This is a genomic window from Mycobacterium sp. E342 (assembly GCF_001667665.1).
Classification (GTDB): Bacteria; Actinomycetota; Actinomycetes; order Mycobacteriales; family Mycobacteriaceae; genus Mycobacterium.
Genome location: NZ_LZJM01000336.1, coordinates 1 through 22,789 on the forward strand (window position 1 = coordinate 1; position 22,789 = coordinate 22,789).

Consider the following 22,789-nt stretch of genomic DNA (forward strand, 5'->3'; position numbering starts at 1 on the left):
GGTCGAGCGGGACCTCACCGGTCTCGGGGTTCCCGGTGCTGCTGTCGACCCGCAGCGCGTTGGGCAGGTCGCCGCGGCGCTGTTCGATCTCCGCCTTGTCGATCCCCGCGCAGGCCGGGGCGCCATTGATGAACCCCATCTGGAAGGCGCTGATCCGGTCCAGGGCCGACCCGTGTTCGTCGTCGTTCTCGGTGTCGCTGTCCATGACGGGGTCCCGGGTGGTGATGATGCCCGCCAGTACGTGGTCCAGCCCGTCGGCGGTGCTCAGCGTGAACCGCGGCGACCTGCCCAACGCGCTGCGGGTCGACAGCAGCACCGGGAACCCCGAGACCGGTGAGGTCCCGCTCGACCAGGACACCCTGTCCACCCTGATGGAACTCCTGGGAAAGGTGTTCTCGCCGAAGAATCCGCCGGCATTGTCTTATCGGGCGGCCGACTGCCCGGACGCCAAGGCCAGCCCGCCGGCGTCCTACTGCCCGGCCACCAACACGATCGTGGTGGACCTGCCCAAGCTGGCGGTGATGGGCAAGGTCGCCGACGAGAACGAACAGACCCTGCCGCAGGGCGACGACACCGCGCTCTCGGTCGTGATGTCGCGCTACGCGCTGGCCGTGCAGCACGAACGCGGGCTGGCCATGCAGAGCCCGTGGACCGCGCTGCGCACCGCGTGCCTGACCGGCGTGGTGCACCGCAAGATGGCCGAGCCCATCGAGCTGTCGTCGCAGAAGCAGCTGCTGCTGACGGCCGGCGATCTCGACGAGGCGGTGGCGGGGTTGCTCACCAACCACCTCGTCGCCAGTGACGCCGACGGCACCAGCGTGCCGGCCGGTTTCACCCGGATAGCGGCCTTCCGCGGTGGCGTGGCGGGCAACATGGATGCGTGCTACTCCCGCTATCCGGGGTAACCGACCGGCCGCCCTGTCAGCCGATTTCGGCGAGCTTGGGCACCACTTCGTCGCCGAGGCGGCGGATGAAGCCGACCGGGTCGGGGTTGCCGGGCAACGGGCCGGCATTGACCATCTCGACGCCGAGTTCGGCGTAGCGCTCGACGGTCTTGAGGTACCCGTCGAGGTCCTCGAAGGGATTCGTGGCGTAGCTCACCGTTTTCCGGACTTCGCTGGGGTCACGGCCGACCGCCTCGCAATGGCGGTGCAGCACCTCGATCTTGTGCCTGAGCTCGTCAACGTCGCTCGTGGTGCTGTTCCAGATGTCGGCGTATTGCGCGACCAGGCGCAGCGTCTTCTTCTCGCCATCTCCGCCGATCAGGATCGGTGGGCGCCGAATCGGTTGAGGCGAGCAGATCGTCTCGGCCAGCTGGTAATGCTTGCCCTGGTAGGGCCCGTCGTTCGCGCTCCACATCTGTTGGCAGATCTGCAGCGTCTCTTCGAGCATCTCGAAGCGCTGGCTGACCGGGGGATAGGGAAAGCCCAGGGCGGCGTGCTCGCGGTCGTACCACGCCGCGCCCAGACCCAGCATCGAGCGGCCCTGCGACAGGACGTCGAGCGTGGTGACCGCCTTGGCCAGCAAGCCCGGGTAGCGATAGGTGACCCCGGTGACCAGCAGGCTCAGGTCGATCCTGGTGGTCTGCCCGGCCAGGAAGCCCAGCGACGTGTAGCCCTCCAGGAACGGGTCCTCCGCGCGTCCCACGGCCTCCATCTGAAAGAAGTGGTCGGCCAGCGTGAACAGTGTCGCGCCGCCCTGTTCGGCGGCCTTCGCCGCGTCAGCCAGCGTGGGACCCAGCGCCGCGGGGTCGCCGGGTAGAAAGTCGATGAAGTGCACTGCCAATTCCATTTGCGTCAAGCCCCTTTCATTCGGTCAGGCGCTCGAGCAGCGTCAGCGCGTCGAGGATGACGCGACGCTCGCGTTCGGAATACCGCTCGTGGATGGCGCGCGCCAGCCACTCCTCCCGGACCTGCCGGTTGCTCTCGGCGCGTCGCCGGCCCGCCGGCGTCAGCGAAATCAGTTGCCGCCGACGGTCTTCCGGGTCGGGTGTGCGCTCGATGAGCCCCCGCTGCTCGAGGGCGGCCACTATCGTGGCCATGGACTGTGGACGTACCCGCTCCGCGGAGGCCAGGGCGCTCGCCGATGAGGCCCCTTCCTTCCAGAGCCGGTTCAGCACCGCGGTCTGTGACGGACTCAGGTCCCCGTCGGTGGCGAGTTCCTTCAGCCGGCGTCGGAGCCGGCTGAAGACCACCCGCAGGTCGCGAGCCGCCGCGGCTGCCGATTCGCTGATCCCGTCCACCACACCAGCCTAAAATAGACAGTCGAAACTGTCCAGTCTGGGCTGTCTAATTGCGGCCGAGGAGCTGCAACGCGGCGTCGACCGCCAGCGCCGCCACGTTCAGGGTCTTGGACCGCAGATCGTGTCGCGCCCCGGCGATCTCGACGACGGCCGTCGTGCCGGAAACCAGCGCGGCGGCGGCGCGCAGCTCGTCGGGCGTGCCGAAGGGGTCCGACGTCCCGTGCGTGAACACCGTCGGAACCCTGATGTCGGGCAGGTGTTCGGTGCGGGCGCGCTCCGGCTTCCCCGGCGGATGCACGGGGTAGGAGAACAGCGTCAGCAGGTCGACGGGCGCTTCGCGGGCCGCCACCACCATGGAAGTCTGCCGCCCGCCGTAGGAGTGCCCGCCGGCGATCAGCGGACCGTCGGCCAGGCCGCGGCACAGCGTGATCGCCTCGACGATCCCCGCGCGGTCGGTGGCCGCCGAGCCGGACGGTGGTCCGGTGGGCCGGCGTCGCCGGTAGGGCAGGTTGTACCGGACCGCCAGCCAGCCGTGGCGCGCCCATTCGTCGCAAACCTGTTGCAGCAACGGCGAATCCCGGTTGCCGCCGGCGCCATGCGTCAGCACCACCACTCCGGCGGGCGGGCCGTCGGGTTCGTGCGCCACGCCGGCGATCTGGTCCAGGTTCATGACAACAACCGAAAGAGCGGGGAGACGGGGCCGTGGCCGTGGCCCAGCGGGTAGGAGGCGCGCAAACATTCGGTGACCCAACGCTTCCCGAAGCCGACGGCGTCGGGAACGGAGTACCCGTGCGCCAACGCGCACGCCACGGCCGTGGCCAGCGTGTCGCCGCCGCCGTGGTCATTGCCGCCGGGCAAGCGCTCCGAGTCGAACTCGTGGAACCGTGTGCCGTCATAGAGCAGGTCGCAGCTGCGGTCGGACGACCGGAGGTGGCCGCCCTTGACCAGCACCCAGCGCGGTCCCAGCGCGTGCAGCGCCTTGGCGGCCGCCCGCTGCGACTCCGCGTCCAGGACGTCGATGCCCACCAGCAGCCGCACCTCGTCGAGGTTCGGAGTCACCAGCGTGGCCAATGGGAACAGTTGGTCGCGAAGGGAATCCAACGCGGCCACCTCCAGCAGCGCGTCGCCGTGCATGGATGCGCACACCGGGTCGACGACGAGCGGAAGCGTCAACTCCAGCCGGCGCCAGGTGGCCGCGACGGCGCCGATGATGGCCGACGACGCCAGCATCCCGGTCTTGGCGGCCTGGACGCCGATGTCGGTGACCACCGCTTCGATCTGGGCCGCGACGACGTCGCCGGGCACCTCATGAAAACCCTTGACCCCCAACGTGTTCTGCACGGTTACCGCGGAGACCGCCACGCAGGCGTGCACGCCCAGCAGCGCCATGGTGCGCAGATCGGCCTGAATGCCGGCGCCGCCGCCCGAATCGGACCCGGCGATGGTCAGCACCCGCAGCGGCGTGGTGCCCGGCGCCGGCAGCGGCAGAACTGGGAGCGGCTGGCTCACTGGGTGATCGGCAGGTACACCCGGTTGCCGTGCTCGGCGAACTCCTGCGACTTCTCCTGCATGGCGGCTTCGATCGCTTCCTCACTGTCGAGGCCGTGCTCGGCGGCGTAGTCGCGGACGTCCTGGGTGATCCGCATGGAGCAGAACTTGGGCCCGCACATCGAGCAGAAGTGCGCCGTCTTGGCGGGTTCGGCCGGCAGCGTCTCGTCGTGGAATTCCCGTGCGGTGTCGGGATCCAGCGACAACGCGAACTGGTCGTTCCAGCGGAACTCGAACCGCGCCGTGCTCAACGCGTCGTCGCGCTCCTGCGCGCGCGGATGCCCCTTGGCCAGGTCGGCGGAGTGGGCGGCGATCTTGTAGGCGATCACCCCGTCCTTGACGTCCTTGCGATCCGGCAGCCCCAGGTGCTCCTTGGGCGTCACGTAGCACAGCATCGCCGTGCCCGCCTGGGCGATGATCGCCGCGCCGATCGCCGACGTGATGTGGTCGTAGGCCGGTGCGATGTCGGTGGCCAGCGGGCCCAGCGTGTAGAACGGCGCCTCCTCGCAGAGCTCCTCTTCGAGCCGCACGTTCTCGACGATCTTGTGAATCGGGACGTGGCCCGGCCCCTCGATCATCACCTGCGCGCCACGGGATTTCGCGATCTTGGTCAGCTCGCCCAGGGTGCGCAGCTCGGCGAACTGCGCGGCGTCGTTGGCGTCGGCGATCGAGCCCGGCCGCAGGCCGTCACCGAGCGAGAAGGTGACGTCGTAGCGGGCGAAGATGTCGCACAGCTCCTCGAAGTTGGTGTAGAGGAACGACTCCCGGTGATGCGCCAGGCACCACGCCGCCATGATGGACCCGCCGCGGGACACGATGCCGGTCACCCGCTTGGCGGTCAGCGGCACGTACCGCAGCAGCACGCCGGCGTGCACGGTCATGTAGTCCACGCCCTGCTCGCACTGCTCGATCACGGTGTCGCGGTAGATCTCCCACGTCAGTTCCGTCGGGTCCCCCTTGACCTTTTCCAGCGCCTGGTAGATGGGCACCGTGCCGACGGGCACCGGGGAGTTGCGCAGGATCCACTCGCGCGTCTCGTGGATGTTCTTGCCGGTGGACAGGTCCATGATGGTGTCGGCGCCCCAGCGGGTGGCCCACACCATCTTGTCGACCTCCTCGGCGATCGACGACGTCACCGCCGAGTTGCCGATGTTGGCGTTCACCTTCACCGCGAAGGCCTTGCCGATGATCATCGGCTCGCTCTCAGGGTGGTTGTGGTTGGCCGGGATCACCGCGCGCCCGCGGGCGACCTCGTCGCGCACCAGCTCGGCGGGCATGTCCTCACGGGCGGCGATGTACGCCATCTCGGCGGTGATCTCGCCGGCCCGGGCCCGCTGCAGCTGGGTGCCGCGGTCGCGGACCACGCCGGGCCGCGGCGGCAGCCCGGCCGTCAGGTCGATGACCGCGTCCGCGTCGGTGTAGGGGCCGGAGGTGTCGTACAGGTCGAAGTGGTCCCCGGTGGACAGGTGCACGCGCCGGAACGGAACCCTCAGGCGGGCACCGGCGCCGGGCGCCTCCACCTCGCGATAGGCCTTGCTGCTGCCCGCGATGGGTCCCGTGGTGACGGAAGCCTCGACGGTTTGGGAAAGGACGACGGTTTTTTCCAAGGTCATTTCTTCATCTCCCTACGCCGGCATTACCCGGTCAGGTTCGTACGGTCGACGGCCCCGAGCCGTCCTCTCAGCGCATTGGAGTGCGCTCCCGCGTTGTGGATGGTCCGCACGCGACGTTACCCCCACCCCGGACCGCCTGGCATGTGGACGGGCCTTTTGGCCAGGGCGGTAGCCGGTGGTATCCCCCGAGTGCGAGGATGCAAACGTGCAGGAGCAAGGGGCGACGCCGGCCGGGCCCGAAGGCCAACAGCCGAGCCCGGTCGAGGCGGTCGCCCGGTATCTCAACGTGGGGACCTTCCGCTTCTGGTTCATCGGTGAGCGCTGGGAGTGGTCCGACGAGGTGGCCAGGATGCACGGCTACGAACCGGGCACCGTGGAGCCGACGACGAAGTTGTTGCTGTCGCACAAGCACCCCGACGACCGCGCGCACGTTCAGGAGGTGCTCGACTACGCCCTGCAGTCGGCGGAGTCGTTCTCCAGCCGGCACCGGTTCATCGACACGGCCGGCAAGGTGCACGACGCGATCGTCGTCGCCGACCGCATGCACGACGAGTCGGGCGCGGTGGTGGGCACCGCGGGGTATTACATCGACCTCGCCGACACCTTCGACGAGGCCCGGCAGGAGGTGCTCGACGAGGCGCTCCCGGACCTGTTCGAAAGCCGCGCGGCCATCGAACAGGCCAAGGGCGTGCTGATGTACGTCTACCGGGTCAGCGCCGAGCAGGCGTTTCGGGTGCTGCAATGGCGGTCGCAGGAGACCAACGTCAAGCTGCGGGCGCTGGCCAGGCAACTGCTCGCCGAGGTGGCAACCCTGGACGGTTCGACCGCCGCCCTGCAGAGTCAGTTCGATCACCTGCTGCTCACGGTGCACGAACGGGTATCCGCCGAGTCCGCTGGGTAACCAGCGGAATACGTGCGTACGGCAGCCCGCAAACCGTTAGTGTTCCTAGACGCTCGGGGCGGCGGATGCCGCACATCCCGACGAGCGGCGAAAGGGATCGAAGGTGTTGGCGGTCGAACACGAGGCACTCGAGGACGCTGTGGTCGTGCGCGTTGCTGGCGGTGTCGACTCCAGTACCGTCGATGAGGTAGCCGCTCACCTGACCGCCGCGCTCAAGCTCGCCGAGACCCACCCGGCCCGGCTGGTCGTGGTCGACCTGCAGGCGGTCGACTTCTTCGGCAGCGCGGCGTTGAACGCCGTGCTCGAGTGTCACGACGCGGGGAAGGAAGTCGGAACGGCGGTCCGCCTGGTCGCGGACCACGACCAAGTGCTCCGCCCGATCGAGGTGACCGAACTCGATCGCATCTTCGACATCTACCCCACGCTTTCCGAGGCTCTGCAACACAAGCGAAGGCAATGACCCCGGCGCTGCCGGCCGATTTGGCGGCTGCGGTCGATTTGGGCGGCGAGATGGGCCGCCGGTTCGCCGAATTCGACTGGGACGCCCATCCATTGGGCTCGCCGCGGGACTGGCCGGCCGAGGTGCGGGTCGCGGTGGCCGTCGCTTTGACCTCGCGGTTCCCCATCGTGCTCTGGCTGGGGCCCCGCGATCTGTTTCTGATGTACAACGACGCCTACGCCCAGATCCTGGCGGACAAGCATCCGGCCGCCCTGGGCTGCCCGGCGCGGCAGGTGTGGTGGGAGATCTGGCCCCAGATCTCGCCGATGCTGACCAGCGTGATCGACACCGGCGTCGCGACCTGGTCCGACGACCTGATGTTGCCGCTGATGACCGGCGGCCGGTCGCAGGAGCGGTACTTCACCTTCACCTACAGCCCGATCATCGGTGGCGAGGGCGCGGTGACCGCCGTCTTCTGCGCGGTGATCGAAACGACCGACCGGGTGCTGAGCGAGCGGCGCCTGCACCTGCTCAACTCCGTGGCGACCGCCGTGATGGACGCACACACCATCGACGACGCGGTCGATAGCGCCGTCGCCGTCTGCGGCGCGCAGCCCCTGGACCTGCCCTTCATCGCCGTGTACGTGGCGGACGGGTCGGGCGGCAGCACGCTGCGCGGGGCCACCCCTGCGATCGCCGCGATGCTGCCCGGTTCGCTGGCGCGGCTCACGGGCGGCGACGAGACCCCACGCGACCGGGCGGCGCGCGTGATCGACCGGCTCGAGGACGTAATCCCGGGCATCACCGAGCTTTTCGGCGAGGCGTGTCCCCGCCAGGCGCTGGTATCGCCGCTCGGGGAGGCCGCGGGCGGCGGGGCATTGGTGATCGGTCTCAGTCCGCGGCGGCCCCTCGATGCGATGTATCGCGGCTTCTGCCAGCTGCTCGCCGATCAGCTGTCCGCGGCGTTCGCCTCCGCAGTCTCCTACGACCAGCAACGGCAGCGGGCCGACGCGCTCGCCGAACTGGACGCGGCGAAGACGGCGTTTTTGACCAACGTCAGCCACGAGTTCCGCACCCCGCTGACGCTGCTGCTCGGCCCGCTCGACGACGCGCTGTCCGACGCGGAACCGGGCAGCGCGCTGGCGGATCGGCTTGGCACGGCTGGCCGCAACGCGCGGCGGCTGCAGCGCCTGGTCGACTCGTTGCTCGACTTCTCCCGGATCGAGGCGGGCCGGGCGAACGCGAAGCTGGCGTGTACCGATGTCGGGGCGCTGACCGCCCACATCGCGTCGTCCTTCACCGAGCTCTGCCACCGGGCGGGACTCGAGCTCGTCATGGACTGCGCGCCCGTGCTCGCCGACGTCGACCCGGGCATGTGGGAGACGATCATCCTCAACCTGCTGTCGAACGCGGTGAAATACACACTGCGGGGCTCGATTTCGGTCGAGGTGCGCGCCGAATCGGGCTATAGCGTGGTCACCATGCGCGACACCGGGGTGGGGATCGCCGCCGAGGACCTGGGCCACCTGTTCGACCGCTTCTACCGGGCCGACAACTTCCGCGGCCGCAGCGTCGAGGGCACCGGGATCGGGCTTTCGCTGGTGCGCGGGCTCGTCGAGCTGCACGGCGGAACCGTAAGCATCGCCAGCGAATTGGACCGCGGGACGACGGTGACCATCCGGCTGCCGCAATCCATCGGTACGGCGGCCGGCCAGTCACCCGCCGGGTTGCTGGACGAGACCAACCCGTACGTGGCGGAGGCCCGGCAATGGCTGACGCCGGTCGAGGGCCGCGAGGGCCCGACGGCCGCACCCGACAGGCGGCGGCCGCTGGTGTTGATCGCCGACGACAACGCCGACATGCGAGATCATCTCGACCGGGTGCTGTCGGCCCATTGGGAGACGGTCCTCACGGCGGACGGCAGGTCGGCGCTCGCGGCGACGCGGGAGCTGCGCCCCGACGCGGTCGTCACCGACGTCATGATGCCGGGCATCGACGGCTTCGGGCTGGTGGCGGCCATCCGCGCCGACCCGGAACTGGCCGCCACGACGGTGCTCATGCTGTCCGCGCGGGCTGGGGCCGAGGCGGTCGACGAGGGCTACGCCGGCGGGGCCGACGACTACCTGCCCAAGCCGTTCCGCTCCCGGGAGCTGGTCGACCGGTTGAAGTCGCGGCTGTCCGCGGTGGCCCGCGAACGCGATCGCCAGCGTCGCGCCGCGGCCTCGGACCTGGTGCACCTCGACTCGGCGCTGCAGGCCACCGACTCGGTCGCCGGCATCATGGACGCCCTGCTGGAATCCCCGTTCGGCTCGGCGGACGCCGCCACCGTCACGATCGGCGTCCTCGACGGCGATCGCCACATCCGGTTCGAATACGCCGGCCACCTGCCCGGAGAACTGCGCGACCGGTACCACGTGACCGCGCTCGACTCCCCGGTGGTGGGCGCCGACGTCGTGCGCACCGGCGAGCCGATGGTCATCACCGACACGTTCGACCTGCCCCCGCGCTACGAGCACGCGGTGCAGGACAGCGCCGACAGCGTTCGCGCCTGCGTCGCCCAGCCCTTGCGGGACCACTCGGGCCGCGTCGTCGGGGTGCTGGCCCTGCTGTGGCCCGCGCCCCGCCAGTTCGACGCCGCCGAACTCGACGCGTTCGGTCGCGTGGCCGAACTGACGTCGTCGGCCCTGGACCGGGTCCGCGTCATGGCGCGCGAACACCGCATCGCCGTCGACTTCCAAGAGCACCTGCTGGATCTGGACCGGGCCTCGACGGCCGCCGTGGTGGCCGCCGTGTACCAGCCGGCCGGCGAGGCGATGCGGGTCGGTGGCGACTGGTATTCGGTCACCGCGCTGGACCGCGGCAGCCGACTCGGGATATCGGTGGGCGACGTCGTCGGCCACGGCCTGCCCGCGGCCATCGTGATGAGCCGGCTGCGCGCCGCGGTGGCGGCCTCGGCCCTGACCGCGGGCCAACCGGGCGCGGTGCTGGGCGCGCTGGACCGGTACGGGGCCAGCGTCGCGGGGGCGCGCTGCGCGACCGTGGCCTATGCGCTGATAGAGACCGAGCCGGACACCGGCTGCGCCACCGTCAACTACAGCTGCGCCGGCCATCCCTACCCGCTGCTGGTCCTGCCCGACCACCAGGCGGTGTTTCTGACGGCCGGCCGGCGGCTGCCGGTCGCCATCAAGGAACACGACGCGCGAAGCTATCCGTCCGATGCCACCGCGACGGCGAACATGCCGCCGGGAAGCCTGATCCTGCTCTACACCGATGGACTCATCGAGCGCGCCGGCGAGACGCTCGACGACGGCCTGGCCCGGCTCGAGGCCGCGGCCGCCGATTGCGCCGACCTGCCGGTCGAGGCCGTCTGCGCCGAACTGCTGTCCCGGATGGCGCCGCCCGCCGGCTATCGCGACGACGTCGTCGTGCTGGCGCTGCGCCCGAGCCATGAAGCCCCGCGCAGCTTCGCCACCGTGGTGACGGCCGCGCCGGGTCAGATTCCCGTCGTGCGGGATCGACTACGCGCCTGGCTGTCCCGGATCGGTGTCGCCCCGAAGCGCGAACTGGACATCCTGCTGGCGACCGGCGAAGCCGTCACCAACGCGATCGAGCACGGCAGCGACGGCGAGCCCCGCCGGACCGTCTCCGTGGAGGCCTTCCTGCACCAGCGGACGGTCGCGGTCACGGTCAGCGACACCGGCCGGTGGGTGGGGGATTCCTCGGCCAGCCTGCGCAGCCGGCGCCGCGGCCGGGGCCTTTCCCTGATCGGCGGGCTGGCCGACCACGTCGACACCCTTCGCACGCCCGGGGGCACCCGGGTCACGATGCGGTTCGACCGGGCCCTCGGGACGGCGTAGCGCCCGGCCTGGCTTTTGCTAGGCCTCTTCCATGGCCTCGCCCAGCTCCTCCAAGAGCTTGTTGTGGTGATTGCTGGCCAGCAGGTGCCCGGCGGCGATGACGACGGCCACCGGCCAGTCGATGAGTTCGAGCGCCGCCAGGGCGGCCAGGCCCCCGAAGTAGGCCAGCTGTTCGGGCCGGGGAATCTCCATCTGACCGAGCACCGGAAGGTTCACGTGGAAGGTTTCGCCCTCGCGGATCTTCTGCACGGCCTCGCGTTGCGATGTCCCCCTGCGCGACTTCTTTTCCGCCATCATTTGCCTTTCAGTAACGAAGGGTTTGCCGACTCGCCGGGTACTCCGGCCACCGTCGGACCTATGTCGACGATGACCGACACCGGGGGCGATCCGCTGGTTTCCTCTATTGCTCTGGTGCTGAAGGTGCCGTTACTGGAACTCTATGCGCTGCTGTGGCGGGTCGGGGTCGTCGAGGTTCACCCACCTCAACGGGGGCGGCGCCAGATTTGTCCGGACCCGTCAGCGCACGATTCGCAATCCCGATCGCGACGGTCGCCGCAGCGGCGGATCCCAGCCCCTGCGCCCAGCCGACTGGACCCAGCGGTGTGCATCCCAGCAGTTGGCTGACCACCGGGATGCTGATCAACGTTCCCATCGCCGCCAGCGAGCCCGCCGCGGTCAAGACGACCAACGGGGCATGCGAATCCAGCAGCGTCTGACCCAGCTCCGCGCCCACCAGGGCGACCAGCGCGACGGTGGACGCGCGCTGCGGGCGACCGGTGACGCTCCCCATCGCCCACGCCGCCGTCGTCGCGGCGGCCGTCGTGACGCCGCGGATCGCGACCGCTCGCCATAGCGCGGGCTGGTCCGGCCCCCGGATGCCCGGATCGACCGGGCCGCTGGGCTTGCTCACCGCCAGGGCCGCCGCCGGCAGTGCGTCGGTCATCATGTTCACCAGCAGCAGCTGCCGCGTGTTCAGCGGCGAGGTCCCGGTGATCGCGCTGCCGACGATCGCGAACAACACCTCGCCGGCGTTGCCGCCCAGCAGCACCGACACGGCCGCCTGCACCCGCTGCCAGAGTTGGCGGCCCTCTTCGATCGCGTTGCGCAGGCCCTCGATGCGGGCGTCGACCAGGACCACGTCGGCCGCCATGTGCGCCGGGTCGCTGCCGCCGGCGACGACGCCGATGCCGACCGTGGCGGCCCGGATGGCCGCCGCGTCGTTCGCCCCGTCGCCGACCATCGCGGTGCGAACGCCCGCGCTCTCGAGCGTCTGAACGACCTGGACCTTGTTCTCCGGCGTCATCCGGGCGAAAATCACCCGCTCGGTCACGACGCGCTCTTGATCCTTGCGCGACAACGCGTCCCATTCCGCGCCGCTGATCACCTGTCCGGCGGTCACGCTCATCCCGAGTTCCTCGGCGATGGCCTTCGCGGTGATGGGATGGTCGCCGGTGATCAGCTTGACGCCCACCGAAAGCCGGCGCAGATCCGCCAGCAGCCCGGCCGCCTCGGCGCGGGGGGTGTCGGACAAACCGAGGAACCCGGTGAGCGTCAGACCGTCGCGGGTGAAGTCGGCGATGTCGTCGGGCTCGTGCCGGATGGCCCGCGCCTGGGCGGGGCTCAGCTGCCGGCGCGCCACCGCGATCACGCGCAGGCCGCCGCCGGCCATCCTCGAGACCGTCTCCTCGATTTCGGGGCTGACGCCGTCGCAGGCCGCCAGCACCACCTCGGGCGCGCCCTTGACGGCCAGCTCGGTGTCCGTCACGGAGGCGGAGAACGACCGGCCGGAGCGGAACGGCAGGTGCGCGACGGGCGCGGCCGAGTTGTGGCCGTTCACCGCTGAAGCGGCCTCGACGATGGCGACGTCGGTGGCGTGCACGTGCGGGCCGCCGTTGGACGGCGGCGCGGCGTGCGCCGCGCAGCGCAGCACCTCCTCGCGCGAAGTGCCCGGCGCCGCAACGACTTCGGTGACCCGCAACCGGTTCTGGCTGAGCGTTCCGGTCTTGTCGAAGCAGACCACGTCGATGCGGCCGAGCGCCTCCACCGAACGCGGCACGCGGACCAACGCGCCGAACTTGGTCAGCCGCCGCGCCGACGCCGCCTGCGCCAGGGTCGCCACCAACGGCATGCCTTCGGGCACCGCCGCGACGGCGATGGCGATCCCGCTCGCGACGGCCTGGCGCAGCACCGATCCCCGCAGCAGCCCCAGCGCGCCGACCAGCGCGCCGCCGGTCATGCTGACCGGAAAGGCGCGGTTGGTGAGCTGGCTGAGCTGGTGCTGCAGGCCGACGTCCGAGGAGAGGTCACCGGAGACCAGCTCGGCGGCGCGGCGTTCCTGGGTGTCGGCCCCGACCGCGGTCACCACCGCCACGGCGGTGCCCGCCACCATGGTCGTCCCGGCGTACAGCATGCAGCGGCGTTCGGCGAGCGCGGCGCCGGGCGTCGGCTCGACCTGCTTCTCCACCGACAGCGACTCACCGGTCAGCGTCGACTCGTCGACCTCGACGTCGACCTCCTCGATGATGCGGGCGTCGGCGGGCACCACCTCGTGGGTGCGCACCTCGATGACGTCGCCGGGCTGCAGCTGCGCCGCGATGACGTCGGCGTAGGCCCGCTCGCCTTCCCCGTCGGAGAGGACCTTGCGCGCCGGTGGGATCTGTTGTGCGAGTAGAAGATTCAGTCGGTTTTCGGCCCGCAGCCGCTGGCTGGCGGCGAGCATGGAGTTCCCGGTGAGCACCGAGAACACCAGGACGGCGTCGACCGGCGAGCCGAGCACCGCGCTGGCCGCCGAGCCGAGCGCGAGCACGGGAGTCAGCGGGTCGGTCAACTCGGCGCGCACGGCGCCCAGGAACTGCAGCACGGCGTGCGTGCGGGTTTGGGGCTGCGCCGCCCCCAGGGTGGCCAGCGCGAGCTGCCGGGGATCGCCGGCCGGCTGGGAGTCGGGCGGCGGCAACGCCCGGCGGACATGCTCGACCGCCATCGCGTGCCACTCCTGGACGGGAGCCGGCCGGGGGGCGTCCGCCCGGATGATGCCGCGCGCCAACAGATATCCCGACAACGCACCGGCCGCCGCGCCACTGGTCACCGGACCGCGCCCGATGCCGCGGACGCCGGGGATCATCAGCAGCGAGCCCATCGCCGTTGCGCCGGCGGAGATCCCGACGCCGCGTTGGGCGGCAGCCCGCGCCGCCGGCAGCGCGTGCAGCACCCGCCAGGCCGCCGCCAGGTCGGGCAGCAGCAGGTCTGCGTACCACGGCGGCGGGCCGTCCCCGGCCTCGGGCAGCATGCCCAGCGCCACGTCGGCCGACCAAACCGCTTGCGCCCCAGCCGATGACAGGACGGCGACCGTGCGGCCCGCCGCCTGAAGATCGGCGACGGCGCGGGCCAGCTCGTCGTCGACGGACCCCCGCTCCAGCGGCTTGATGTCGTCGAACGCGGGGCGTAGTTCGCCCAGTGAATCGTCCTCGACGGAGACCAGCTCGGCCTTCGTCCGGTGGGCCTCGGCGACGACGGCCGACGCCAGCGGGTCATGCGTGAAGCAGAAGAGCGCCTCCACTTCGCCATTTGGCTTGCTGGCCGATATTCCCGGCACCGGGTGCCAGCCGGGGCGTAAGCGCTGGTTTTCCAGCATCAGCTGGGCGCGCGACCACGCCGCGGGCAGCTCGGCTTCCTTCGCGCCGCGGATGATCTGCACCCGCAGGGTGCGGGTGCACAACACCCGCGGGTCGATGACGATCGCGTCCACCCGGTCCAGGCGGCGCAGCGCCTCCGGGCGCAACGACAGCACCGCGTGCCGGTCGGCCAGCCCCTGCCCGAGCGCGGCGGCGAAGGCCTCCGGCGTGGTGCGGTTGGCCACCGGCGTGGTCACCAGCACGGCCAGGGCCGCCTGGTGCAGGTTGCGGGTGGTGGCGCCGACGATCCCGGCGCTGACCGCCTGGACGAGCGCGAATCGATTTCCGTAGTGGTCGGCGGGCCGGCCGCGCGGCGGTTTCGACCCCGCCGACGGGTCGGTGTGTGGGTGATCGGCGTGGGCGGCCAGCTGCGGCTCGTGGCGGACCCAGACGCGCGCCTCCGCGCGGCATTCGGCCGCTTTGAGCGACTGCATCAGCAGGCCGACCGACAACGACGCGGGGGACAGGGTGACGGTTTCCGCGGCCGTCACCGCCAGCGCCAGCACGGTGTCGGTCGCGGGCCGGCCGATGCGGTCCTCGAGCAGGCGGCGCAGCCACGGCTGGTAGTCGAGGGCCACCACGCCGGCCAGCACGCCGATGGGCATGCGCGGCCAGCGCAGCGCCCGGCCGGTGAGCGCGATGCCCAGCCCGGCCGCGCTGGCAGCCGCGGTCGCGGCGCGGGTGGCCAGCACCACGCCGTCGCCCGGCAGGCTCGTCGGGGGCGCCGACGGCTTGGCGGTCGGCCTTGGCGCGCAACGCCTCTCGGCGCCGTCGACGGCACGGCACAGGTCGCGCAGCGAGGTGTCCGCGTCGCCGACGGTGATCACCACCCGCGACAGCGGGTAGTTCAGGGCGGCCGACGCCACCCCGGGTTGGGCGAGCACCGCATCCAGGACCGTGCGCCCGAGTTCGTCGGCCGAATCGCCTTTCGGGGCGCCGTCGAGCCCGCGCACCTCGATCCAGGCGCGGTCGCGGCCGCGCCAACATCGTCGGCTCAGTGTTGCCGGTGTGCCCCCGGGCAGTTCGCCCGTGATCGCCCGCGCGCCTTCGCGCAGCGGGATTGCGGCGATGGTGATGCCGGACTCGACCAGTGAGGTGGTCGCCTGGATGCCGGTCGCGACGGCGCGCAACGGCATAGATTGTCGTATTGCGGTCGCAAAGGTCAAAGCGTCGTCGAACAGTCCGGTTTAGTTGGTGCTACGCAACTCGGCGCTGCCGGCGCGGCGCCCGGCCGCCTTCTTGGCGGTCGACTTGCTGGCCGCTTTTTGCGGCGCCGGTTTCTGTGCCGGCGGTTCCACCGGCACCGCCTTGAGGCTGGCCTTCGTCGATTTCGCCGGTTCCTGCTTGCGGCTCAACCGCTGCAACAGCAGGGCGCTGCCGCCGACCGCCAGCAGCACGGGCCACTCCACCAGCCCCGCGACGCCCAGGGCGCCGAACGCCACCGCGGCCGCGGGCGCCGAGTGGCTGCCGCTGCTCATGCCCTTCTTGATGCCCTCGGCGGCGCCGGCGACGCCTCCGATGACCCCGTTGACCGCCGCGCCACCCACCGCGCCGGCCGCCGCGGTCGTCGTGGTCGCCACGCGACTCACCGCCTGACCCACGCCCCGGACCGCTCCGCCGATGACACTCATGCTGACTCCCTGGCTTTCTGCCCTTGCCGCGAAACCCGCGTCACCCGCGGGCGTACCCGCTTGAACGCATCGTTAACAGCAAAAAAACATTGTATCCGCTTCTAACAAAACAAAGCCTGCCACTTTGGAAACCCGCAGACAACGAGTGGCCGCATTTAATTTGCTTGAGCTTAACCTGATCGTGGTTGCGGTGCGATCTCGGTGAAAGCCAATTAGGCCCGCCTTATATCGATCAGCACCGGTGCGTGATCGCTGGCGGCCTTGCCCTTGCGCTCGTCGCGGACGATCTGGGCGTCCGTGACGCGTTCGGCCAATTGCGGGGACGCGAGGATGAAGTCGATGCGCATGCCCTGTCGCTTCGGGAATCGCAGCTGGGTGTAGTCCCAGTAGGTGTACACGCCCGGGCCGGGCGCGAAAGGCCGTACCACGTCGGTGAATTGGGCGTCGACGATGGCGCCGAACGCGCGGCGCTCCGGCTCGGAGACGTGGGTGGCGCCGGCATAGAATTCGGTGCTCCACACGTCATCGTCCGTCGGGGCGATGTTCCAGTCGCCGGCCAGCGCGATCTGGGCGGTGGGATCGTCGCGCAACCATCCCGCCGCCGTATCACGCAGCGCGGCAAGCCATTCCAACTTGTAGAAGTAATGCGGGTCGCCCACGGCGCGGCCGTTGGGCACGTAAAGGCTCCAGACCCGCACCCCGTCGCAGGTGGCGCCGAGCGCGCGGGCCTCGGCCGTCGCGGCCACCTCCGGCTTGCTGCTCCAGCTGGGCTGGCCGTCGAAGCCGATCCGCACGTCGTCGAGGCCCACGCGGGAGGCGATCGCCACGCCGTTCCATTGGTTGAAGCCGACGTGCGCCACCTCGTACCCGAGTTCGAAGAACGGCAGGGTGGGGAATTGGCTGTCGGAACACTTGGTCTCCTGCATGGCCAGCACGTCGACGTCGGCGCGGGCCAGCCAGTCGACGACACGGGGCAGGCGGCTGCGAATCGAGTTCACGTTCCAGGTGGCCAGCCGCAGCGGCGATCGCGAGCGCGGCGAAGCCGGGCGCTGCGGGTCGCCGCCATCAATCAGCGGCGATCGCGAGCGCGGCGAAGCCGGGCGCTGCGGGTCGCCGCCATCGATCATCGCTAGACCGTATCCCAGGCCGGCGAGCGGGCCGGAAAATAGCGGCGGCGATGGTGTGCGCGGAAGCCCAGCGCCTCGGCGAGCGCCATCATGCCCGCGTCGGTGCCGGGCAGGACCAGGTACCCGCGAGTCGCGCCGCGCGCGGCCGCCCGGGCCAATTGCGCTTCGCACGCGGCCGCGGTGGCCGGGTCGTCGGCGGCGCCCGTCACCGACAGGCCCACCCAGCGCGTGCCGTCCGGGTCGGGTTCGGGCGGCGCCGAGGCCGGCAGGTCGCGCACCCAAACGCGTTCCGTGTGTTCGGCGTTCAGCCCCGGCGGCGTCGGCAACAAACGGTCCGGAACGCACAGTCGCGGCGCCAGGCCGCGCCGCTCGTACCAGTCCGCGATCGTCGCGATGGTACGGGTGTGTGCCGAAACATCAAGCGGCACAGCGTAATCGACGCCACCTCCGGCGCGCAGCAGCCAACCGTCGAGCCAGGTCCGTTCCGCGCCGGGCGACCCGGCGGCGGCGGCACGCTCGAGCGCCCGGATCTCGGACGTGCGGACCGGCGCGTCGGTCAGCACCCGCAGCGCCACGACGTCGCCGGCCGCCACCTCCACGACCGCGCCGCTCTTGGTCCGCACCCGCACCGACGGCTCGACCGCCAGCAGGTGCCCGACCGCATCGGTCAGCGGGGGGACCGAGCCTTCCGGGCGCCGGTAGCGAAGCGTCACCCGGGTGCCCGGTTCCGGCCACGAGAACATCAGTGACCGAAGGGGTCCGGCCCTTCACCGGGCAGCCAGGACAGGCCGGGAACGCCCCACCCGTGCGCCTTGACGGCGCGCTTGGCGCTGCGCGCGTGGCGGCCGACGAGACGGTCCAGGTACAAAAACCCGTCCAGGTGGCCGGTCTCGTGTTGCAGCATGCGCGCGAACAGGCCGGTGCCCTCGAGTTCGACCGGCCGGCCGTCGGCGTCCAGACCCCTGACCCGCGCCCAGGTGGCGCGGCCGGTGGGGAAGGACTCGCCCGGGACCGAGAGGCAACCCTCGTCGTCGGTGTCGGGATCGGGCATGGTCTCGGGCACCTCGGAGGTCTCCAGCACCGGGTTGATCACCACGCCGCGGCGGCGGTCGGTCCTGCCGCGGTCGTCGGCGCAGTCGTAGACGAAGACCCGCAGGCCGACCCCGATCTGGTTGGCGGCCAGGCCGACTCCGTGCGCGGCGTCCATGGTGTCGTACATGTCGGCGATGAGCTCGCGCAGGTCCGCCGGCAGCGAACCGTCGGCGCCGACGGCCACCGGCTGCGTCGGGGTGTGCAAGACCGGATCGCCGACGATCCGGATCGGTACGACTGCCATGGTCGGCTAAGCTACCGCACGCGCGTGCGCGTCCGGGCCGGCGATCGCCGGTGCGGGCAATCTGAGCCAATCGGCCGACTCGCGGGTCTGGATGACGGCTTGAGGGTTTGGGCCGTGGTTCAATATTCGCCGAAACACGCCCTTAGGTAAGTCAAGTCATTAGAGCAGCTGAGAATTCGCCGGAAGGGTCCAGGGGAAGCTATATGGACAGCGCCATGGCGCGGGCAAATCGATCGGGGGACGATGCCGAGATCGCAGATGGGCTCACCCGCCGCGAACACGACATCCTCGCCTTCGAACGTCAGTGGTGGAAATTTGCGGGCGTAAAAGAAGAAGCCATCAAAGAGTTGTTCTCGATGTCGGCGACGCGCTACTACCAGGTGCTCAACGCACTCGTCGACCGCCCCGAGGCGCTGGCCGCCGACCCGATGCTGGTGAAGCGGTTGCGGCGGCTGCGGGCCAGCCGCCAGAAGGCGCGGGCGGCGCGGCGCCTGGGCTTCGAGGTGACCTGACTCGCTACAGTGGGCTCGATGAAAGAGCGAGTCCCCGACTCCACCGGGCTTCCCCTGCGGGCGATGGTGATGGTGCTGTTGTTCCTGGGGGTCATTTTCCTGTTGCTCGGCTGGCAGGCGCTGGGCTCGTCCGGCAGCTCCGAGGACGACTCGGCGTCGGCGGCCTCCACGTCCACCAGCACCAGCGCGTCGCCCACGTCGACGAGCGCTAAGCCCGCGGGGAACCACGCCGAGGTGCAGGTCTACAACATCTCGACGAAAGAGGGCGTCGGCGCCCGCACCAAGGACCAGCTCACCACCGCCGGTTTCAACGTCACCAAGGTCGACAACCTGACCGTGCCCGACGTGTCGGCCACCACGGTGTATTACACCGACGCCGACGACGAGCACGCGACCGCCGACGCGGTCGGCAAAAGCCTGGGGGCGCCGGTCGAACCGCGCATCCCCGCGCTGGCCGGCCAACCGCCCGGCGTCATCGTCCTCGTTACGGGCTGAGGCTTGAGCGGCTAGGCTTCCGCTATGCCTCCGTTTGCTGGTCACCGCACTGCCGCAGTCACCGTTTCCGCGCTCTCCGCAGCCACGTGCGCCGCGCTGCTGGGGGCGTGCTCGTCGCCTCAGCACGCCTCGACCTCACCGGGCACCACGCCGGCCGTCTGGACCGGATCGCCGGCACCGACCGGAACCCCGGTACCGGAGGGCGGGCCCGTCGCCGCCCCGGCGGGCAAGAACATCACCACCCACCTCAAGGCGCCCGGCGGCACCGAGGTCGCGACCGCGACATTCCAGTTCAACAACGGCTACGCCACCGTCACCATCGAGACGACGGGCAACGGGGTGCTGACCCCGGGCTTCCACGGGGTGCACATCCACAAGACCGGCAAGTGTGAGCCCAACTCCGTCGCCCCCACCGGCGGCGCGCCCGGCGATTTCCTGTCCGCCGGAGGGCACTTCCAGACGCCCGGCCACACCGCCGAGCCCGCCAGCGGCGACCTGACCTCGCTGCAGGTGCGCAAGGACGGGTCCGGGGTGTTGATGACCACCACGGACGCGTTCGCCATGGACGACCTGCTCACCGGCGAGAAGACCGCGATCATCATTCATGCCGGCGCCGACAACTTCGCCAACATCCCGCCGGAGCGGTACAACCAGACCAACGGCACCCCGGGTCCCGACCAGACGACGATGAGTACCGGTGACGCCGGCAAGCGGGTCGCGTGCGGTGTGATCGGTGCCGGCTAACAGGCATAACGCGCGCATCGATTTTGCCCGTTCACCGCGGCCGACCCTCGGCGTGGAGTGGGAGTTCGCGCTCGTCGACGCGCAGACCCGTGACCTGAGCAACGAAGCCACGGCCGTGATCGCCGAGATCGGCGAAAACCCGCGCGTGCACAAGGAGTTGCTGCGCAACACGGTCGAAGTGGTCAGCGGGGTGTGCAATTCCACCGGGGAGGCGATGGACGACCTGCGTCAAACCCTGGGGCCCGCGCACCGGATCGTCCGGGACCGGGGCATGGAGCTCTTCTGCGCCGGCGCGCACCCGTTCGCGCAGTGGTCGACCCAGAAGCTCACCGACGCGCCCCGCTACGCCGAATTGATCAAGCGCACCCAGTGGTGGGGGCGGCAGATGCTGATCTGGGGCGTGCACGTGCACGTCGGAATCTCCTCGGCGCACAAGGTGATGCCGATCATGACGTCGCTGCTGAAGTACTACCCGCACCTGTTGGCGCTGTCGGCGTCCTCGCCGTGGTGGACCGGCGTGGACACCGGCTATGCCAGCAACCGCGCGATGATGTTCCAGCAGTTGCCCACCGCCGGCCTGCCCTTCCAGTTCCAGACCTGGGCGGAGTTCGAGGGGTTCGTCTACGACCAGAAGAAGACCGGCATCATCGATCACGTCGACGAAGTCCGTTGGGACATCAGGCCTTCGCCGCACCTGGGCACCATCGAGGTGCGGGTGTGCGACGGCGTGTCCAACCTGCGCGAGCTGGGCGCGCTGGTCGCGTTGACGCATTGCCTGGTGGTCGACCTGGACCGCAGGCTGGAAGCCGACGAGACGTTGCCGACCATGCCGCCGTGGCACAACCAGGAGAACAAGTGGCGCGCCGCCCGCTACGGCCTGGACGCGATCATCATCCAGGACGCCGACAGCAACGAGCGGCTGGTCACCGAGGATCTCGACGACGTGCTGAACCGGCTGGAGCCCGTCGCCAAGTCGCTGGATTGCGCCGACGAGCTGGCCGCCGTCGCCGAGATCCCCAGGCGCGGCGCCTCCTATCAGCGGCAGCGCCGGGTCGCCGAGGAACACGACGGCGACCTGCGGGCCGTCGTCGACGCGCTGGTGACCGAGTTGGAAATCTGATGTTCGAACCCCTCGAGTTGGCGATGTTCCCGCTGGAGTCGGCGCTGCTGCCCGACCAGGACCTGCCGTTGCGGATCTTCGAGCCGCGCTACGGCGCGCTGGTGCGGCACTGCCTGGACACCGGGGACCCGTTCGGCGTCGTGCTGATCGCCCGGGGCCGCGAGGTCGGCGGCGGTGAATCGCGTTGCGACGTCGGGGTGTTGTCCAGAATCACCGAATGCGTCGAGCACGGCGCGGGCCGGTACTCGTTGCAGTGCCGGACCGGGGAGCGGATCAAGGTCTCCGAATGGTTGCCCGACGATCCCTACCCCCGGGCGACCGTGACGCTGTGGCCCGACGAGCCGGGCGAACCGGTCAGCCCCGCCCAGCTGCTCGAGGTTGAGGACCGGGTGCTCGCCCTGTTCGAGCGGATCGCCGACGCCCGCGGGGTGAGCCTGCCGGACCGCGAGGCGCTGCTGGGCGAGTACACCGGCGGCGACCCCGGCCAACGGTTGTGGGAGTTGGCGTCTCGCCTCCCGATCGGCACCGCGGACCGGTACTCGGTGCTGGCGGCGCCGTCGGCCGCCGAGCGCCTGGTCGCGGTCCGCGAGGCCGTGGCCGCGGTCGCCGAGGTGGTGGAGTTCCAACTCTCCGAATAGCTCCGAACAGCACTGTCCGACAGGGGATTACATGAAGGTGCAGCTGCAGGTCAACGGTTCACCGGTGGATGCCGCGGCCAGCGCCGCGGAGATCGCCGCGACGGGCGCCGACGGCCTGTTCACCTTCGAGGGCCCGCACGACGTCTTCTTCCCCCTGCTCATCGCCGCCGGCGCGACCGGCCTCGATCTGATGACCAACGTGGCGATCGCCCCGCCGCGCAGCCCGCTGCATCTGGCCCACGCCGCCTACGACCTGCAGCTGTACAGCGGTGGCCGGTTCCGGCTCGGGCTCGGTTCGCAGGTGAAGGCCCACATCGAAAAGCGTTACGGCAGCAGGTGGGGAAAGCCGGCGGCGCTGATGGCCGAAACCGTGCGCGCGATCAAGGCCATCTTCGCGGCGTGGGAAGGGCAGGGCCGCCTGGACTTTCGCGGCGAGTTCTTCACCCACACCATCATGGCGCCCAACTTCAATCCCGGACCCAACCCGTTCGGGCCGCCGCCGGTGCTGCTGGGCGCGTTGGGCCCGGTGATGACGCGCACCGCCGCCGAGGTGGCCGACGGGCTGCTGGTGATGCCGTTCAACAGCGCGCGCCACTTCGCCGAGCGCACCATCCCGGCGGTCGCCGATGGGCTGCGCCGCGCGGGCCGGACCTGCTTGGACAGGGCGTTCAGCTCGGGGTGGATGTCGGCCCATCCCTCGGCCTCCAGCACGGGCAGGTAGGCCGGGGTGGAGCCGTAGAACGAAATCAGCGCCGCCACACCGTCGATCGCGGCCGTGAGGTCGGCCTCGTCGCGGCCGACGGCGACCATCGCCTGGGCGATGATCTGGAATCCGTTCCAGGTCCGGCCCGCGCGGCGCAGCCCATCGGCGACCGCCGGGATGGTGCGCTCGGCGAAGTGGCGCGCGCTGTTGAA

The 22,789-nt window shown here is 70.5% G+C and carries 19 protein-coding genes, 4 pseudogenes and 1 riboswitch; of the genes and pseudogenes, 11 read left to right on the plus strand and 12 right to left on the minus strand.

The window, feature by feature from the left end; genetic code table 11:
* A pseudogene (locus A5692_RS27225) lies at window positions 1-292 on the minus strand (peptidase); the annotation flags it as partial.
* Here A5692_RS27225 and A5692_RS27230 point away from each other — a divergent pair.
* A pseudogene (locus A5692_RS27230) lies at window positions 276-905 on the plus strand (peptidase); the annotation flags it as partial. The pseudogenes A5692_RS27225 and A5692_RS27230 sit on opposite strands and share 17 nt — an antisense overlap.
* Window positions 906-921: 16 nt before the next feature.
* Here A5692_RS27230 and A5692_RS27235 read toward each other — a convergent pair.
* The 5 genes from A5692_RS27235 to thiC all read right to left on the minus strand — a co-directional run bounded on the left by A5692_RS27235 (window position 922) and on the right by thiC (window position 5,403).
* Window positions 922-1,791: an LLM class F420-dependent oxidoreductase gene (locus tag A5692_RS27235; RefSeq protein WP_068062606.1), complete on the minus strand. Its 870-nt coding sequence runs from the start codon at window positions 1,789-1,791 to the stop codon at window positions 922-924.
* 16 nt (window positions 1,792-1,807) lie between these two features.
* Complete coding sequence (locus A5692_RS27240; RefSeq protein WP_068062652.1) at window positions 1,808-2,242, minus strand: MarR family winged helix-turn-helix transcriptional regulator; 435 nt, start codon at window positions 2,240-2,242, stop codon at window positions 1,808-1,810.
* Between the two features lie 46 nt (window positions 2,243-2,288).
* Window positions 2,289-2,912, minus strand: a complete 624-nt coding sequence (locus A5692_RS27245) for an alpha/beta family hydrolase (RefSeq protein ID WP_068062609.1) — start codon at window positions 2,910-2,912, stop codon at window positions 2,289-2,291.
* Entirely contained in the window at window positions 2,909-3,751 is an 843-nt protein-coding gene (thiD, locus tag A5692_RS27250; RefSeq protein ID WP_068062611.1) for a bifunctional hydroxymethylpyrimidine kinase/phosphomethylpyrimidine kinase, read from the minus strand. Before thiD ends, A5692_RS27245 begins: the two co-directional genes overlap by 4 nt.
* Entirely contained in the window at window positions 3,748-5,403 is a 1,656-nt protein-coding gene (gene thiC, locus A5692_RS27255; protein ID WP_068062614.1) for a phosphomethylpyrimidine synthase ThiC, read from the minus strand. The genes thiD and thiC overlap by 4 nt, the downstream gene beginning before the upstream one ends.
* Window positions 5,396-5,505, minus strand: a riboswitch (TPP riboswitch). Its footprint overlaps the gene before it by 8 nt.
* A 184-nt stretch (window positions 5,506-5,689) precedes the next feature.
* On the opposite strand from thiC, the gene A5692_RS27260 reads away from it, so the two are divergent.
* The 3 genes from A5692_RS27260 to A5692_RS27270 all read left to right on the plus strand — a co-directional run bounded on the left by A5692_RS27260 (window position 5,690) and on the right by A5692_RS27270 (window position 10,600).
* The gene (locus tag A5692_RS27260) at window positions 5,690-6,304 is read left to right on the plus strand and encodes a PAS and ANTAR domain-containing protein (RefSeq protein WP_231984483.1); all 615 of its coding nucleotides are present in this window, start codon (window positions 5,690-5,692) and stop codon (window positions 6,302-6,304) included.
* Between the two features lie 103 nt (window positions 6,305-6,407).
* On the plus strand, window positions 6,408-6,764 hold the full coding sequence (locus A5692_RS27265) for an STAS domain-containing protein (RefSeq protein ID WP_068062617.1): 357 nt from the start codon (window positions 6,408-6,410) through the stop codon (window positions 6,762-6,764).
* Window positions 6,761-10,600 (plus strand): SpoIIE family protein phosphatase, encoded by a 3,840-nt coding sequence (locus A5692_RS27270; protein ID WP_068062620.1) that lies wholly within the window; start codon window positions 6,761-6,763, stop codon window positions 10,598-10,600. Before A5692_RS27265 ends, A5692_RS27270 begins: the two co-directional genes overlap by 4 nt.
* Before the next feature lie 18 nt (window positions 10,601-10,618).
* Here A5692_RS27270 and A5692_RS27275 read toward each other — a convergent pair whose 3' ends face one another.
* A complete protein-coding gene (locus tag A5692_RS27275) occupies window positions 10,619-10,894 on the minus strand; it encodes a hypothetical protein (RefSeq protein WP_156766322.1) in 276 nt (91 codons plus the stop codon).
* 63 nt (window positions 10,895-10,957) lie between these two features.
* Here A5692_RS27275 and A5692_RS30520 point away from each other — a divergent pair.
* A pseudogene (locus A5692_RS30520) lies at window positions 10,958-11,035 on the plus strand (hypothetical protein); the annotation flags it as partial.
* Here the strand turns inward: A5692_RS30520 and A5692_RS30525 are convergent.
* The 5 genes from A5692_RS30525 to A5692_RS27300 all read right to left on the minus strand — a co-directional run bounded on the left by A5692_RS30525 (window position 11,001) and on the right by A5692_RS27300 (window position 18,365).
* The gene (locus A5692_RS30525) at window positions 11,001-15,407 is read right to left on the minus strand and encodes a cation-translocating P-type ATPase (protein WP_156766320.1); all 4,407 of its coding nucleotides are present in this window, start codon (window positions 15,405-15,407) and stop codon (window positions 11,001-11,003) included. The pseudogene A5692_RS30520 and the gene A5692_RS30525 sit on opposite strands and share 35 nt — an antisense overlap.
* A 51-nt stretch (window positions 15,408-15,458) precedes the next feature.
* Window positions 15,459-15,902 carry a hypothetical protein gene (locus A5692_RS27285; protein ID WP_068062629.1) on the minus strand — a complete coding sequence of 148 codons (444 nt, stop codon included), beginning with the start codon at window positions 15,900-15,902 and terminating at the stop codon, window positions 15,459-15,461.
* A 212-nt stretch (window positions 15,903-16,114) separates the two neighbouring features.
* The gene (locus tag A5692_RS27290) at window positions 16,115-16,921 is read right to left on the minus strand and encodes an exodeoxyribonuclease III (protein ID WP_068062658.1); all 807 of its coding nucleotides are present in this window, start codon (window positions 16,919-16,921) and stop codon (window positions 16,115-16,117) included.
* A 110-nt stretch (window positions 16,922-17,031) separates the two neighbouring features.
* The gene (locus A5692_RS27295; RefSeq protein WP_068062633.1) at window positions 17,032-17,772 is read right to left on the minus strand and encodes a GCN5 family acetyltransferase; all 741 of its coding nucleotides are present in this window, start codon (window positions 17,770-17,772) and stop codon (window positions 17,032-17,034) included.
* Window positions 17,772-18,365: a peptide deformylase gene (locus A5692_RS27300; RefSeq protein ID WP_068062636.1), complete on the minus strand. Its 594-nt coding sequence runs from the start codon at window positions 18,363-18,365 to the stop codon at window positions 17,772-17,774. Before A5692_RS27300 ends, A5692_RS27295 begins: the two co-directional genes overlap by 1 nt.
* A 203-nt stretch (window positions 18,366-18,568) precedes the next feature.
* On the opposite strand from A5692_RS27300, the gene A5692_RS27305 reads away from it, so the two are divergent.
* From A5692_RS27305 to A5692_RS27330, 6 genes and pseudogenes are all read left to right on the plus strand, one after another.
* Window positions 18,569-18,877, plus strand: a complete 309-nt coding sequence (locus A5692_RS27305) for a DUF3263 domain-containing protein (protein WP_007167558.1) — start codon at window positions 18,569-18,571, stop codon at window positions 18,875-18,877.
* An 18-nt stretch (window positions 18,878-18,895) separates the two neighbouring features.
* Complete coding sequence (locus tag A5692_RS27310) at window positions 18,896-19,372, plus strand: LytR C-terminal domain-containing protein (protein ID WP_068062640.1); 477 nt, start codon at window positions 18,896-18,898, stop codon at window positions 19,370-19,372.
* A gap of 24 nt (window positions 19,373-19,396) precedes the next feature.
* Window positions 19,397-20,116 (plus strand): superoxide dismutase family protein, encoded by a 720-nt coding sequence (locus tag A5692_RS27315; RefSeq protein WP_068062643.1) that lies wholly within the window; start codon window positions 19,397-19,399, stop codon window positions 20,114-20,116.
* Complete coding sequence (locus A5692_RS27320) at window positions 20,106-21,236, plus strand: glutamate--cysteine ligase (protein WP_068062646.1); 1,131 nt, start codon at window positions 20,106-20,108, stop codon at window positions 21,234-21,236. The genes A5692_RS27315 and A5692_RS27320 overlap by 11 nt, the downstream gene beginning before the upstream one ends.
* On the plus strand, window positions 21,236-21,874 hold the full coding sequence (locus A5692_RS27325; protein WP_068062649.1) for an LON peptidase substrate-binding domain-containing protein: 639 nt from the start codon (window positions 21,236-21,238) through the stop codon (window positions 21,872-21,874). The genes A5692_RS27320 and A5692_RS27325 overlap by 1 nt, the downstream gene beginning before the upstream one ends.
* A gap of 31 nt (window positions 21,875-21,905) precedes the next feature.
* Window positions 21,906-22,526: pseudogene (locus A5692_RS27330) on the plus strand (TIGR03617 family F420-dependent LLM class oxidoreductase); the annotation flags it as partial.
* Window positions 22,527-22,789 lie beyond the last annotated feature (263 nt).

Coding starts and splice junctions, on each gene's coding strand:
- A5692_RS27275 (WP_156766322.1), bottom strand. CDS start 10,894: ATGGCGGAAAAGAAGTCGCGCAGGGGGACATCGCAACGCGAGGCCGTG.
- A5692_RS27300 (WP_068062636.1), bottom strand. CDS start 18,365: ATGGCAGTCGTACCGATCCGGATCGTCGGCGATCCGGTCTTGCACACC.
- A5692_RS27310 (WP_068062640.1), top strand. CDS start 18,896: ATGAAAGAGCGAGTCCCCGACTCCACCGGGCTTCCCCTGCGGGCGATG.
- A5692_RS27305 (WP_007167558.1), top strand. CDS start 18,569: ATGGACAGCGCCATGGCGCGGGCAAATCGATCGGGGGACGATGCCGAG.
- A5692_RS27285 (WP_068062629.1), bottom strand. CDS start 15,902: ATGAGTGTCATCGGCGGAGCGGTCCGGGGCGTGGGTCAGGCGGTGAGT.
- A5692_RS27295 (WP_068062633.1), bottom strand. CDS start 17,772: ATGTTCTCGTGGCCGGAACCGGGCACCCGGGTGACGCTTCGCTACCGG.
- thiC (WP_068062614.1), bottom strand. CDS start 5,403: ATGACCTTGGAAAAAACCGTCGTCCTTTCCCAAACCGTCGAGGCTTCC.
- A5692_RS27245 (WP_068062609.1), bottom strand. CDS start 2,912: ATGAACCTGGACCAGATCGCCGGCGTGGCGCACGAACCCGACGGCCCG.
- A5692_RS30525 (WP_156766320.1), bottom strand. CDS start 15,407: ATGCCGTTGCGCGCCGTCGCGACCGGCATCCAGGCGACCACCTCACTG.
- A5692_RS27270 (WP_068062620.1), top strand. CDS start 6,761: ATGACCCCGGCGCTGCCGGCCGATTTGGCGGCTGCGGTCGATTTGGGC.
- A5692_RS27325 (WP_068062649.1), top strand. CDS start 21,236: ATGTTCGAACCCCTCGAGTTGGCGATGTTCCCGCTGGAGTCGGCGCTG.
- A5692_RS27235 (WP_068062606.1), bottom strand. CDS start 1,791: ATGGAATTGGCAGTGCACTTCATCGACTTTCTACCCGGCGACCCCGCG.
- A5692_RS27315 (WP_068062643.1), top strand. CDS start 19,397: ATGCCTCCGTTTGCTGGTCACCGCACTGCCGCAGTCACCGTTTCCGCG.